At 39.9% G+C, this 13,731-nt stretch carries 13 protein-coding genes; all 13 read left to right on the forward strand.

What is annotated here, in order from left to right; translation table 11 throughout:
• Positions 1 to 121: 121 nt before the first annotated feature.
• The 13 genes from mraZ to ftsA all read left to right on the forward strand — a co-directional run bounded on the left by mraZ (position 122) and on the right by ftsA (position 13,716).
• Positions 122 to 553, forward strand: a complete 432-nt coding sequence (gene mraZ, locus NSQ62_RS03730) for a division/cell wall cluster transcriptional repressor MraZ (protein WP_341322591.1) — start codon at positions 122 to 124, stop codon at positions 551 to 553.
• A gap of 14 nt (positions 554 to 567) precedes the next feature.
• Positions 568 to 1,518: a 16S rRNA (cytosine(1402)-N(4))-methyltransferase RsmH gene (gene rsmH, locus NSQ62_RS03735; RefSeq protein ID WP_341322592.1), complete on the forward strand. Its 951-nt coding sequence runs from the start codon at positions 568 to 570 to the stop codon at positions 1,516 to 1,518.
• Between the two features lie 3 nt (positions 1,519 to 1,521).
• Positions 1,522 to 1,902: a cell division protein FtsL gene (gene ftsL, locus NSQ62_RS03740; RefSeq protein ID WP_341322593.1), complete on the forward strand. Its 381-nt coding sequence runs from the start codon at positions 1,522 to 1,524 to the stop codon at positions 1,900 to 1,902.
• A 38-nt stretch (positions 1,903 to 1,940) separates the two neighbouring features.
• Positions 1,941 to 4,115: a penicillin-binding protein gene (locus NSQ62_RS03745; protein ID WP_341322594.1), complete on the forward strand. Its 2,175-nt coding sequence runs from the start codon at positions 1,941 to 1,943 to the stop codon at positions 4,113 to 4,115.
• A 57-nt stretch (positions 4,116 to 4,172) separates the two neighbouring features.
• Positions 4,173 to 6,089, forward strand: coding sequence for a penicillin-binding transpeptidase domain-containing protein (locus NSQ62_RS03750; protein WP_341322595.1), 1,917 nt, complete (start codon positions 4,173 to 4,175; stop codon positions 6,087 to 6,089).
• A 140-nt stretch (positions 6,090 to 6,229) separates the two neighbouring features.
• Positions 6,230 to 7,204 (forward strand): phospho-N-acetylmuramoyl-pentapeptide-transferase, encoded by a 975-nt coding sequence (gene mraY / locus NSQ62_RS03755; protein WP_341322596.1) that lies wholly within the window; start codon positions 6,230 to 6,232, stop codon positions 7,202 to 7,204.
• A complete protein-coding gene (murD, locus tag NSQ62_RS03760; protein ID WP_341322597.1) occupies positions 7,201 to 8,553 on the forward strand; it encodes a UDP-N-acetylmuramoyl-L-alanine--D-glutamate ligase in 1,353 nt (450 codons plus the stop codon). Before mraY ends, murD begins: the two co-directional genes overlap by 4 nt.
• A 16-nt stretch (positions 8,554 to 8,569) precedes the next feature.
• On the forward strand, positions 8,570 to 9,655 hold the full coding sequence (gene ftsW / locus NSQ62_RS03765) for a putative lipid II flippase FtsW (RefSeq protein WP_341322598.1): 1,086 nt from the start codon (positions 8,570 to 8,572) through the stop codon (positions 9,653 to 9,655).
• Between the two features lie 5 nt (positions 9,656 to 9,660).
• Entirely contained in the window at positions 9,661 to 10,509 is an 849-nt protein-coding gene (locus tag NSQ62_RS03770) for a cell division protein FtsQ/DivIB (protein ID WP_341323876.1), read from the forward strand.
• On the forward strand, positions 10,475 to 11,203 hold the full coding sequence (locus NSQ62_RS03775) for a DUF881 domain-containing protein (protein WP_341323877.1): 729 nt from the start codon (positions 10,475 to 10,477) through the stop codon (positions 11,201 to 11,203). The genes NSQ62_RS03770 and NSQ62_RS03775 overlap by 35 nt, the downstream gene beginning before the upstream one ends.
• A 25-nt stretch (positions 11,204 to 11,228) precedes the next feature.
• Positions 11,229 to 11,939 (forward strand): DUF881 domain-containing protein, encoded by a 711-nt coding sequence (locus NSQ62_RS03780; protein WP_341322599.1) that lies wholly within the window; start codon positions 11,229 to 11,231, stop codon positions 11,937 to 11,939.
• 14 nt (positions 11,940 to 11,953) lie between these two features.
• Complete coding sequence (locus tag NSQ62_RS03785; RefSeq protein WP_341322600.1) at positions 11,954 to 12,319, forward strand: small basic family protein; 366 nt, start codon at positions 11,954 to 11,956, stop codon at positions 12,317 to 12,319.
• A gap of 104 nt (positions 12,320 to 12,423) precedes the next feature.
• Positions 12,424 to 13,716: a cell division protein FtsA gene (gene ftsA, locus NSQ62_RS03790; RefSeq protein ID WP_341322601.1), complete on the forward strand. Its 1,293-nt coding sequence runs from the start codon at positions 12,424 to 12,426 to the stop codon at positions 13,714 to 13,716.
• The last annotated feature ends 15 nt before the right edge of the window (positions 13,717 to 13,731 follow it).

The raw sequence follows: 13,731 nt of genomic DNA on the forward strand, positions 1-13,731 counted from the left end.
AACTAATGTACTGTTTTGTGCGCATTTTCGTGATTTCTTTTTATTGGTAGTTGAATTCGTGAAATCAGTGGTGGAAAGTGGGGGGATGTGGTACATTATTTATTAAAGTGGGGTGAGTAGCATGTTCATGGGTGAATATCAACATTCAATCGATGCAAAAGGCCGTATGATTGTACCAGCAAAATTTCGGGAAATACTTGGCGAAACGTTTGTACTGACACGCGGGCTAGATCATTGTATTTTTGGATACCCTATGGATGAATGGCGAAAACTCGAACAAAAATTAAAAGGTTTACCGATGACGAATAAAGATGCTCGTGCATTTGCCCGCTTTTTCTTTTCAGGGGCAACCGAGGTAGAACTGGACAAGCAAGGCCGAATCAACATTCCATCTACCCTAATCAACCATGCTAATCTTGAAAAGGAGTGCATTGTATTAGGTGTATCGAGTAAGATTGAAATTTGGGCTAAAGATGCTTGGAGTTCGTATTTTGAAGAATCGTCGGAATCATTTAATGAGATTGCAGAAAATTTAATTGGAATTGATTTTTAAGAGGTGCTTTAACTATGTTTGATCATACAACCGTATTATTGAAAGAAACTGTTGATGGATTGAACATCAACCCAGATGGTATTTATGTAGACTGTACTTTAGGTGGTGCAGGACACAGTGAATACCTAGTGAAACAATTGTCAGAAAAAGGTCGTCTCATTTGTTTCGACCAAGATACCATTGCAATTGACAATGCAAAAGTACGATTAGCGGATTATTTAGACCGCGTTACGTTCGTGCATTCTAATTTCCGTTATTTAAAAGAAGAATTACACAATTTAGATATTCATCAGGTCGATGGAATTTTATATGATTTAGGTGTTTCATCGCCGCAGCTAGATACACCAGAGCGTGGTTTTAGCTATCATCATGATGCACCGCTTGATATGCGAATGGATCAAACAGCTGAATTATCAGCTTATCATGTTGTCAATGAATGGACTTATGAGAATTTAGTTCGTATATTCTTCCGCTACGGCGAAGAAAAATTTTCTAAGCAAGTTGCACGTAAAATTGAACAAGCTCGCGAAATCGCACCTGTTGAAACAACAGGTCAATTAGTAGAGCTGATTAAAGATGGTATTCCAGCTCCTGCACGTCGTAAAGGTGGACACCCTGCGAAGCGCATTTTCCAAGCAATCCGTATTGCTGTAAATGATGAGCTAGGTTCAGCAGAGGATTCGTTAGTTGATGCGATTGATTTATTAAAGATTGGTGGTCGCATTAGTGTGATTACGTTCCACTCTTTAGAAGACCGCTTAACGAAAACGATATTCAAAGAAGCTGCATCACTTCCTGATTTACCACCAGGGTTACCAGTCATCCCAGAACATATGAAACCGGTGTTAAAGCTAGTGACAAGAAAGCCTATTTTACCATCAGACGAGGAGTTAGCTGCGAATAATCGTTCACGTTCAGCAAAGTTACGTGTTGCTGAAAAAATTAACGACAAAGGGCGTGGGTAAGAAATGGCAGTAAGAGTAAGACAAACATACATCCAACACCAGCCAGAACTACCTGAACAGCAGCATGAGCAAATCCAAGAACATAAACCCCAGCCTAAAAAAGCGGCTAAGTTTTTTACGCCGGGGGAAAAGTTTTTATTCATAATTTTGGCGGTAGTTGTAGCATCTTTCGCAATTTCCATATTACACACGCAAGGAGAAATCCAAACGGTAAGTATGGAAATCCAATCGATTGAACGAGAAATTACAGAAGTTAATAATAACAACGTTGACTTAAAGGTACGCGTAAGTGAGCTATCGACTCACGAGCGTATTTGGGAAAAAGCGAAAGAACTCGGTTTAACACTAAATGAGAAAAATGTGAAGGTAGTGCCGGGGGAATGAAAAAGAGAAAATTTCGTTACCAGTTTGGAGCCTTTCTAATGTTTTTATTATTTGGAGGGCTCTTTTTACTGTTATATTGGCGTTTTGTATCGATCCAGGCAACTGGTGTTGTTAAAGGACACGAGCTAGCAACAGAAGCTCTGTCAAAGTATGAATCGGGCTATGCGTTGTCAGCGGATCGTGGCAAAATTTTAGATCGCAATGAACATATTATTGCAGAAGATACGCTAAGTTATCGTTTAGTCGTGGTCATTTCAGAAAAGGCCACGGAAAAAGAGAGTAACCCAAGACATGTAGTAAATCCAGCAGAAACCGCAGAGCAATTAGCAAACTATATTCCAATGGATGAAGAGAAAATATATGAACGACTTACTATTTCAAAAGATAAGTATCAAGTTGAATTCGGTCTTGCCGGACGTGGTATTAGCCATGATGTGAAAAAGCAAATTGAAGCACTCAATTTACCAGGAGTCATTTTCTTTAGCGATAAAAAACGCTATTATCCAAATGGCGCATTTGCCTCATACTTAATTGGTTTTGCATTACGTGAAACAGATGATGAGGGCAAAACGGCAGTCGTAGGAAAAATGGGGCTAGAATCAATCTATGATAAACAATTAACGGGGATAGATGGTCGATTATCCTATCAACGAGATGCGCGAAACTATTTATTACCGAATAGTAATAATATTGTAGAAGAGGCACAGCACGGGAATGATATTTACCTAACGCTTGATAAAACGATTCAAAACTTTTTAGAAGATGCAATGAGTCGTGTGAATACAAAATATAGCCCACAGTCGATGATTGGTGTCGTGGCCAATCCAAAGACGGGTGAAATTTTAGCTATGAGTCAGCGCCCGACATTTAACCCAGATACACGTGAAGGATTAGACGGGAACTGGTTAAACGATGTTGTTGAAAATACGATTGAGCCAGGTTCCACTTTAAAAACATTCACGGTAGCAGCTGCGGTGGATTCCGGTAACTGGTATCCCAATGCCAAGTATAAATCAGGACAATATAAGGTTTATGGAGACACTGTTCGAGACCATAATGAGGTTGGTTGGGGAACAATTTCTTATTTAGAAGGTTTCCAGCGTTCATCCAACACGGCGATGACGAACTTACTAGATGTCATGGGCTGGGACACGTTTGAAGGGTATTTAAATGATTTTGGTTTTGGTCAAAAAACAGGGATTGATTTACCGAATGAGGCGAGTGGTATCCTTAATGCACGTTACCCAATTGATAAATATACAACGACATTCGGACAAGGGACGACGGTTACACCAATTCAGCTTATTCAGGGCTTAACGGCAATTGCCAATGATGGGGAAATGATGCAACCATATGTGATTGATAAAATTGTTAATCCGAATACTGGTGAAATTGTATTAGATTCAGAGCCGACTGAAAAAGGACGACCGATTTCAGCGGAAACAGCCAAAAAAATGCGCGAATTACTTGCTTCAACGATTTATGGTGAGGCGGGGAACGCGAAACGCTTCCAACTTGACGGCTATGAGGTGGCTGGTAAAACAGGGACTGCCCAAATGCCAAAAGCAAACGGTCGTGGTTATGACTGGGGTAAAAATGAATTCCTTTACTCGTTTTTAGGTATGGTACCCGCAGATGACCCACAATTAGTTGTCTATATTGCGGTTGCAAAACCAAAACTTGGGGCAGAGGCCGGCTCAGATCCTGTATCACAAGTATTTAATTCAGTTGCACAAAATAGTTTAAAATACTTAAACATTAATCCGACAGACGTAGCTGAAGTACAAAAGAAAGAAGTTGCGAACTATGTTGGTGCGCATTCAGATTCAATTGTAACAGAGCTTGAAGCAGATGGATTGCATCCAGTCCTAATTGGCGAGGGTGGCGAAATTACGGAACAATTCCCGGTAGCAGGGAAAATCTTAACAAAGGGTGGCATCGTGTTCTTAAAAACAGAAGGAACGATTACCGTACCATCATTTGAAAATTGGTCATTACGTAATTTACTTGTGTATAAATCACTGTCGAATTTACCAATCGAAATTTTTGGTGAAGGCTTTGTCGAAAGTCAAAGTGTATCCCAAGGAACAATCATTGCAGATGGTTCTCCAATTGTCGTGAAATTAAAAACACCAGAAGAAAAGCATCTAACGCCTCCTGCTAAGGATATGGAGCTTGAAGAGGGTGAAGAAGAACAAACCGTACAAGATTAAAACGCTTTGAATACAACCTTTCATTAAGACATACGTTGATATTAGTGAGGTGTCTTAATGAAATGGGTACAAAAAAGTGCTAAACAACGATTAACATGGATCGCCATCGCATTTGTTCTATACGGCGTGGCGATTTTTGTTAAATTGCTTTATGTGCAAGTCGTGCAATACGACGAATTGTCGACATTAGCAAAGGAAAACTGGGACCGAGAAATTCCTTTTGCTGCTCAGCGAGGGGAAATTGTTGATCGAAATGGTGAAGTGATTGTCACGAATGAACTTGCGCCAACGATGTATTTCATGCCTGCACAAAATGAAAATAAAGAGCAGGTTGCCGATGCGCTTAGTCAAGTATTAAACAAAGATAAAACGAAACTTTTAGAGAAGCTTCAACAACGACTGAATCTGGTCAAAATTGCACCTGAGGCAAAAAATATTTCCTATGACCAGGCCATCGCGCTCCAACAGATGCAAATTCCAGGGCTTTATAGTGGCATTGATTATGTACGAGCGTATCCACATGGCAATTTGTTAGCACGTTTTCTAGGTTTTACAGGGGTAGATAATCAAGGTTTAGCAGGAATTGAATACGAATACAATAAAATTTTAACGAGCTCGAGCGAGGCAGTACGTCTATTTACCGATGCTAAAGGAACGCCACTTGAACATGTAGATGACGAATGGAAAGATGGCAAAGATGGGGCAACCTTGCAGCTGACAATCGATGTTGACGTCCAAAAAATAGTCGAACGTGAGCTATCGCAGGCAATGCTTCAATACGATGCAGATCAAGCGCTCGCCATTGCTATGAATCCGAATAGCGGAGAAATATTAGCACTCGCATCCTTTCCGTCGTATGACCCGACAAACTTTTCAGAAGTAGACTCCGGTATTTACAATCGCAACTTACCGGTATTTATGTCGTATGAACCAGGCTCAACCTTTAAAATCATTACGCTGAGTGCAGCGATTGAAGAAGGGGTTGTGGATATGGAGAACGATGAGTTTTACGATGCAGGTTATACGCTCGTTGAAGGCGCGCGTCTACGCTGTTGGAATCGCGCAGGTCATAAGCATCAAACATTTTGGGAAGTTGTGCAAAACTCCTGCAATCCAGGCTTTGTAGAGCTTGGTCAACGTGTTGGTTCAGAAAAATTACTTGATTATATTCATCGCTTCGGCTTTGGGCAAAAAACAGGCTCGAATATTGCAGGAGAGTCTTCAGGTATTTTGTTTAAGAAAGAAGCGTTTGGGCCAGTAGAGCATGCAACAACCTCTTTTGGGCAAGGTATTTCTGTGACACCGATTCAGCAAATGCAAGCCGTTGCCGCAGCGATTAATGGGGGGACATTGTATCAGCCTTATGTCGTGTCGAAAATAGTAGATGCCAAGACGAAGGACGTTTTACTTGAGCAACAGCCGGTCGTGAAGTCACAAGTTGTAAGTGAACAAACATCCGAGCAAGTGCGTCATGCATTAGAGCTCGTAGTAGCAAATGGTTCAGGACGTCAAGCGTATCGCGACGGCTTACGAATCGCTGGGAAAACAGGAACAGCGCAAAAGGTGGAGAACAATCGTTATAAGGAAGGCGATTACATCGTATCCTTTATCGGTTTTGCACCCGCAAATGACCCTGAAATCTTAGTGTATGTAGCCGTGGATCATCCGAAAAGCGCATTGCAGTTTGGTAGTGTTATCGCGGCACCAATCGTCGGCCAAATTATTGAGGATGCCGCGCCACTTCTTTCGATTGAAAAACAACAGCAACAATTGGAGCGCCGTTATGTATGGGGCGATGAATTAACAGAACGCATCCCCAATTTAGTCGGATTAACTAAAGAAGAAATCGTTGAAAAATACTATCCATATAAAATTGTCTGGCACGGTGAGGGCAGCAAGGTCATTCAACAAATTCCGGTTGAAAATAGTCGGATTTTGCAAAATGATACGGTTCATTTATATTTAGGAGATTAAATTGTATTTCAGCCTTTAAAAATCCAACTAAAAGAACTATTATAGTGAATGACGTTTTTTGTAAAGATATTGTAGAAAAACGATTTATCGAAGCAAGAACGCCACCGCATTTTAAACAGAAGTTTTAAAGGAGATTTATTATGACATTATCAACAACATTGACCATACTTGTTTCATCATTTTTATTAACGGTCATTTTAGCACCAATCGGAATTCCGGTGTTGCGCCGTTTGAAGTTTGGGCAAAGTATTCGTGAGGAAGGTCCTCAATCGCATATGAAAAAAGCGGGCACACCGACAATGGGTGGCTTAATTTTCTTACTAGCAATCATTGTCTCGACAGTTGTTGTGGCGATGATTTTTGATTTATTTACGACACAAACCGTCGTGCTCTTACTTGTTTTAATTGGATTTGGGGTTATTGGCTTTTTAGATGATGGATTAAAAGTTATTTTTAAACGAAATTTAGGGTTAACGTCATTACAAAAGTTAATCGGACAAATCGTTATTGCCATTGCTGCATTCTTATTATTACGTTTAGGTTCGTTTGATACATCGGTTGGCATTCCTTATACGGACATTTCAATTGACTTAGGTGTATTTTATGTTGCATTTTTAATTTTCTGGCTCGTTGGGTTCTCAAATGCTGTGAACTTAACAGACGGATTAGACGGACTTGTTTCAGGGACAGCATCCATTGCCTTTGCTGCATTTGGTGTGATCGCCCTATTTAATGAGCAAGCAGATATTGCATTATTTGCTTTTGCCGTAACAGGTGCGCTACTTGGGTTCTTAATATTCAATGCTAACCCAGCGAAAGTATTTATGGGTGATACCGGCTCATTAGCGCTTGGTGGAGCTTTAGCCATGGTATCGGTTCTTGTGAAGCAGGAATTATTACTATTGTTAGTTGGTTTAGTGTTTGTTATTGAAACACTATCGGTTATTTTGCAAGTAGGTAGCTTTAAACTACGAAAAAAACGTATTTTCAAAATGAGTCCCATTCATCACCACTTTGAATTATCAGGCTGGTCTGAATGGAAAGTAGTCATTGTATTTTGGTCAACAGGTTGTATCGTAGCACTTATTGCAGTATTAGCGGAGGCGTTATTATGATTCAGTATGAAGGATTACAGTCTAAAAAAGTTTTGGTATTAGGGTTAGCCAAAAGTGGTGTCGCAGCAGCGGAGCTATTACATAAGCTAGGCGCGTTTGTCACAGTAAATGATGCCAAACCATTTGATGCAAACCCGGAAGCACAGGAACTACTTTCAAAAGGGATTACGGTCATTTGTGGCCGTCACCCAGAGGATTTACTCGATGAAGGCTTTGAATTAGTTGTGAAAAACCCGGGGATTCCATATACAAACCCGATCGTAGCGGATGCGGTAGGACGCGGTTTACCAGTACTTACAGAAATGGAGCTTGCGTATTTAGTAAGTGAAGCGCCGTTTATTGGGATTACGGGTTCGAATGGTAAAACGACAACGACAACAATTATTTTTGAAATGCTTGCAAAGGGCAATTTAAAGCCGTTAATCGCGGGCAATATTGGTACGGTAGCGTGTGGTGTTGCGGCTGAAGCAACAAAGGACAATATAATCGTAACCGAATTATCATCATTCCAATTAATGGGTACACGCGCCTTCCGTCCACGCATCGCGATTTTAACAAATCTTTACGAAGCGCATTTAGATTATCATGGAACGTTTGAAGAATACGCGGAAGCGAAATTTGGTGTAACGCGTAATCAAACAGCAGAAGATTATTTCATCTATAATGCCGATCAGCAAGTTGTGGCAGATTATGCGAAAAAATCACAAGCACAACTTGTGCCATTTACAACAAAAGGCCGTACCGAGCAAGGTGTTAGTGCAGATGAGCAGGCGATTTACTGGCAAGGCGAAGCGATTTTAAATCGCGCGGATATCGTGTTACCGGGTAATCATAACTTAGAGAATATTTTATGTGCCGTTGCCGCAGCCAAACTATCAAACTGTCCAAATGAAGCGATTGCGCAAGTTTTAGCGTCATTTGGAGGGGTACGTCACCGTACACAGTTTGTACGTGAATGGCAAAGCCGCAAAATTTATAACGACTCAAAAGCAACAAATGTGTTAGCAACGAAGAGTGCTTTATCCGCCTTTACAGCGCCGATTGTATTGTTAGCGGGCGGATTGGACCGTGGACACTCATTTGAAGAGCTACGCGAGGATATGAAGGGCGTTAAGGGTGTCGTTGCTTTTGGTGAAACGGCACTACGCTTTATTGAATTTGCAAAATCTTGTGGTGTTGAAAACATTGTACGTGCAATTGATGTAGAAGATGCTGTGGGCTATGCAGCAAAAATGTCAGAAGCAGGAGATATTATTTTACTATCACCAGCATGTGCAAGTTGGGATCAGCACGAAAGCTTTGAAATTCGAGGCGACCTATTTATTGAACGTGTCATGAAACTTTCTTAAAGAAAGGATTGCAAGTTTGCCCCAACGAACAAAAATTTATTTTTTCGGTTCAGCATTTTTGTTATCGATTATTGGGATTGTTTTTATCTATTCAGCCGGAACGTATTGGGGGGAAGTCCATTACTTTGGACAAACCCCGTTCTATTTCAAACAGGCACTCTACTTTGGCGTAGCCGTTGTTTGTTGTGTTGTGGTCATGAATATACCAGCCTTCCAACAGGAAAAGCTTTGGGCTATTTTTTATGTGTTATCGCTCGTGTTATTGGTTGCAGTTTTAATACCGGGTATAGGCATTGTAAGAAATGGCTCGCAAAGCTGGATAGGTGTTGGCGCATTAACGGTTCAACCTGCTGAACTTGCGAAGTTGACAACATTGATTTACTTGAGTGCGATACTATCAAAGCGTAAATCGTATGAACGGGTTGTGCAGGTGCGACATTTTGTTGTGATTTTTCTACCAGCATTACTCATTATGCTACAGCCTGATTTTGGAGCAGTCTTCATATTAGTTGTTGTCGCATTTATCCTACTGTTTATTGCAAAGTATCCAATTCGTTTGTATGTCGCCTTTGTAGTAGCGGGAATCGTTGGTTTAGCATTGTTAATCGCTGCTGCACCGTATCGCCTAAAGCGGATTGAAGCATTTATCAATCCGTGGGAAGATCCTTTAGGAAGTGGGTTCCAATCCGTACAATCTCTTTTTGCAATCGGGCCAGCAGGATTATTTGGACATGGTTTATTAAAAAGTAGACAAAAGTATTTATATTTGCCTGAGCCACAAAACGACTTTATTTTCGCGATTATTTTAGAAGAAATCGGACTTGTTGGTGGACTAGGATTGCTGCTTATTTTTGCGTGCTTTTTAATATCGGGTTTCAAATTAGCGCTTCGCTGTCATGAGGCATTTCATTTTTACGCAATTTGTGCGTTAACGACGATGATTGCGGTACAAGCTTGTCTAAATGTGGGGGTAGTCATTAATTTACTACCTGTTACAGGAGTGACGTTACCGTTCATCAGCTATGGTGGGACATCGCTTGTTGTGGTGTGGTTAACCGTGGCACTGATTTTAAACTTTTCAACAGGGGAAAGAAAGGAGTAGAGATGATGGAAAAGGTGATTGATATTACAGAACGTGTACCCGCTATGAAAAAACGAAGAAAACGAAGAACCAATTTTAAATTTATCGCTTTAATCACCATTTTTCTTCTCATCATTTTAGTGCTTCTTTATTTTCAATTACCTTATAGCAATATAAAAAAGATTGATATCGAAGGTGCCGAACTTCGAGATGAAGCTTATTATTTAGAGCAATCGGGCTTGCGAGTGGAGAGTTCCTTATGGGACTTTAAAACATCGGATGTGGAACAACTACTTGCCAAAAATGAATGGATTAAATCGGTGGATGTGAAACGGAAATTTTTAAACGATGTTGAAATTACAATCGATGAATGGAAAAAGGTCGCATACATTTCAAAGGATGGCGATTTTTATCCGATGCTAGAAAATGGAGTTGTTTTCAGTGAAACGGATGAAGTAGTGCCCATTGATGCGCCAATTTTCTTGAAATTTGATGACGAATCACTACGTAAAAAGTTATTAAAACAACTGGCAGGATTGAAGCCAGAAGTATTGTCACTCATTTCCCAAATCAATTCAAACCCGTCGGAAGCGGATCCATATGCCATTACATTATTTATGAATGATGGCTATGAAGTACGAGCGGATGCGAATACATTAGCGGAAAAGCTCAATTATTATCCGTCGATTATTGCCCAAATCGAACATCAAGAAGCGTTTGAGAAGGGAATTATCGATATTGAAGTTGGTTCGTATTATCGTCCGTTTTCGGATGAATACTCGCTCATTGATATGAGTGAAGCGGAATCTGAGGAAGGGGGGCAAGCAGAGCAAACAAATGATGAACAACAAGAGCAACAGACAGGAGAAGACTAAATCGCTATTTTCACGTAAATATTTGGTTTTATTTATCGTATGTATTATTACGGGATTTATTATTGGCTTTTCGTATAATCTCTCCAAGGATAAAAGAACGCTCAGCTCAGCCTCTTCACAATTTGACCAGGAAAATCAATATTTAGAAGATTTGATTCGTCAAAAAGAACGCAACAAAGAGCTTGTAGGCGAACTTGCCGAACTTGAAGAAAAAATTCGGTCGTATGAGAAGCAGTATTCGTCAAATGAGGCACAATATGAACAAAACATTCAAGATGCCGAACAGCTACGCTTATTATTAGGCTTATCAGCGGGTGTAGGTGAAGGGATTAAAATTACGTTACAAGACGGCGATTATAACGCCCAATTAACGAACCCAAATGAATATATCGTCCATGAAAGTCACATATTCAAAGTGTTAAATGAATTAAAAATTGCAGGCGCAGAGGCTCTTGCTATTAATGGTCAACAGTTAAAAGCAAATTCTTATATAAGTTGTAATGGCCCTGTTATTACGATTGATGGTCAACAATATCCAGCGCCGTTTGTCATTGAAGCAATAGGCAATCAAGATACTCTTATTGAATCGCTAGAGTTAACAGGTGGAATATTTGATCAGCTTTTAAATGAACAAGTTGTCGTAACAATTGAACGCAGCAATTTAATTGAAATGGCAACAGTTAGCGAAGAATAACAAGCAACAAGCATTCGGAGGAATCATGATGACGAAAAAAATGTACCGTAATATTACACTCGTCTCGCTCATCATTGGATTTATGTTGGCGGTACAGTATAACACCGTACAAAACCCAACCGAGCGAAATACGGTAGATATATGGGAAATTCGCCAGCAATTATCACAAGAAAAAGAGCGACATTCCGAATTACTTACACAGATTAACGATGTGACAGCAACTGTCAATCAGTATGAAGATGTCGAATTTGATAATCCCGAATTACTTTTACAGCAGACAGTGGATAACTTGAAGGAACAAGCAGGTATACTGCCGACAACGGGTCCAGGCATGACGTTAACGATCGAACCAGCAGAAGAGTTGTTACAATTCGGCTATGAAATTAAACCCATTTCTCCCGAATTACTTATTCGATTGGTTAATGATTTATATCGATATAATGCGCAAGCGATTGAAATTGGCGGAAAACGGTTAACGTACAATAGTGCCATCCGTGATATCAATGGAAAAACAATGGTGAACAGTGAAGCAATTGATGATACAAATGTTGAAATAAATATTATTACGCAATCATTTGATCAAGCACAAAAATTAAAAAACCATTTACTCGCTTCATCGTTTCCAGATGAATTCTATATTGATAATCTTGTATTAACGGTTCATGAGCCATCTGAGCGTATCCGTATTAATTCCACGGTTGTAGTACAAAAAAGCAAGTATTTATCAGAGAAATAAGAGGGGATACGAATATGTGGTTACCGCTTTTAGGGTTGGTTTTTGGCGTGGTATTAGGGATTTTAACAGATATTCAAATTCCATCTGTTTATGAAAACTATTTGTCGATTGCTGTACTTGCAGCACTTGACACAATGGTAGGCGGAATTCGTGCACAGTTACAACAAGTCTATGATGATAAAGTATTTATTTCAGGTTTTTTCTTCAATATACTTTTAGCAGCAGGACTTGCCTTTTTAGGGGTTCATATAGGGGTTGACCTCTATTTAGCAGCAATTTTCGCATTTGGAGTACGACTTTTCCAAAATATTGCTGTAATCCGACGTATCTTATTAACAAAATTAGATAATAGACGATTAAAAAAAGGTGAAAACTCGTAACAATCACGTTAAAATATCATTACAATTTATTGTTTTACTTAGACAATCACATGAATTTACAATAGAATGAATTATAAGGAGTATTTCGAAGGAGGTGCAGAAAGTTGAATCATCAAGAAATTTATGTTTCGCTCGATATCGGTTCGTCTTCCATTAAAGTATTGATCGGGGAAATGAGCGATGATCAATTGCACGTAATTGGTGTAGGGCATGTCAAATCAACAGGCATTCGTAAAGGTGCAATTGTTGATATTGATGCAACGGTACAATCGATTAAAAAGGCAGTGGACCAGGCAGAGCGAATGACTGGTATTAAAATAGACGAGGTAATTCTCGGCGTTCCTGCTAACCAAACGTTTTTACAATCTGTAAAAGGTGTGGTGGCAGTTAATAGTGAAAACCGAGAAATCACAGATGATGATTTGGCACGTGTAATAGACTCTGCACAAGTGATGTCCATTCCACCTGAGCGGGAGCTAGTAAACTTAATACCTAAACAATTTATCGTAGACAATTTAGATGAAATCAAAGATCCAAGAGGCATGATCGGTATTCGTTTGGAAATGGATGCAACGATGATTACTACATCGAAAACGCTCGTACATAATGTGCTACGATGTGTGGAACGTGCAGGCCTACAAATTCGTGAAATCTATTTACAACCGTTAGCAGCAGGAGCTTTTGCATTAACGGAGGACGAAAAGAATCAAGGGACTGCCTACATCGACCTAGGTGGGGGTTCTACAACGATTGCGGTATTCCAAGATGGACTACTTTCGAATACAGCAGTCATCCCAGTTGGTGGAGATCATATTACGAAGGATTTATCAATCGTATTAAAAACGCCGACAGAGCAGGCTGAAAAAATTAAAAAGCAATATGGCCATGCTTTTTATGATGATGCTTCAGACGAACAACTATTTGAAGTTCCTGTTGTAGGAACGGATTCGACAGACCAATATAGTCAACGTTATATTTCTGAAATTATTGGGGTTCGTTTAGAAGAATTATTTGAACTTGTTTTAGATGAACTTGCTCGAATGGGTATTCAAGATTTACCTGGTGGTATTGTTATTTCAGGTGGGGTAGCACAGCTAGAAGGTATTGCTCAACTTGCTCGTCAAATAATGTTAACGCGCGTTCGCATTTATACGCCAGACTATATCGGTGTTCGTGAACCTGCATTTACAACGTCGGTCGGCCTTATACGCCATGCCTATGCGGATGACGAGTTTTATGGACACAGCGAGCCAGTAAATGCTGCACCATATCCTACTCAACCAGCTCCTTCTAAAAAGCAAGCTGCTAATGTATCGGAGAGAGTAGATAGCGCTAATGCTAATAAAGTAAGTGTTATTGATCGCGCAAAAAATATATTGAATAAATTTTTCGATTAAATCGAAAAAGATGAC

The organism is Solibacillus sp. FSL H8-0523 (genome assembly GCF_038051985.1).
Lineage (GTDB): Bacteria > Bacillota > Bacilli > Bacillales_A > Planococcaceae > Solibacillus.

Excerpts from the sequence above, each read along its gene's own strand:
- mraZ (WP_341322591.1), top strand. The coding sequence starts at position 122 with ATGTTCATGGGTGAATATCAACATTCAATCGATGCAAAAGGCCGTATG.
- rsmH (WP_341322592.1), top strand. The coding sequence starts at position 568 with ATGTTTGATCATACAACCGTATTATTGAAAGAAACTGTTGATGGATTG.
- ftsL (WP_341322593.1), top strand. The coding sequence starts at position 1,522 with ATGGCAGTAAGAGTAAGACAAACATACATCCAACACCAGCCAGAACTA.
- NSQ62_RS03745 (WP_341322594.1), top strand. The coding sequence starts at position 1,941 with ATGTTTTTATTATTTGGAGGGCTCTTTTTACTGTTATATTGGCGTTTT.
- NSQ62_RS03750 (WP_341322595.1), top strand. The coding sequence starts at position 4,173 with ATGAAATGGGTACAAAAAAGTGCTAAACAACGATTAACATGGATCGCC.
- mraY (WP_341322596.1), top strand. The coding sequence starts at position 6,230 with ATGACATTATCAACAACATTGACCATACTTGTTTCATCATTTTTATTA.
- murD (WP_341322597.1), top strand. The coding sequence starts at position 7,201 with ATGATTCAGTATGAAGGATTACAGTCTAAAAAAGTTTTGGTATTAGGG.
- NSQ62_RS03770 (WP_341323876.1), top strand. The coding sequence starts at position 9,661 with ATGGAAAAGGTGATTGATATTACAGAACGTGTACCCGCTATGAAAAAA.
- NSQ62_RS03775 (WP_341323877.1), top strand. The coding sequence starts at position 10,475 with ATGAACAACAAGAGCAACAGACAGGAGAAGACTAAATCGCTATTTTCA.
- NSQ62_RS03780 (WP_341322599.1), top strand. The coding sequence starts at position 11,229 with ATGATGACGAAAAAAATGTACCGTAATATTACACTCGTCTCGCTCATC.
- NSQ62_RS03785 (WP_341322600.1), top strand. The coding sequence starts at position 11,954 with ATGTGGTTACCGCTTTTAGGGTTGGTTTTTGGCGTGGTATTAGGGATT.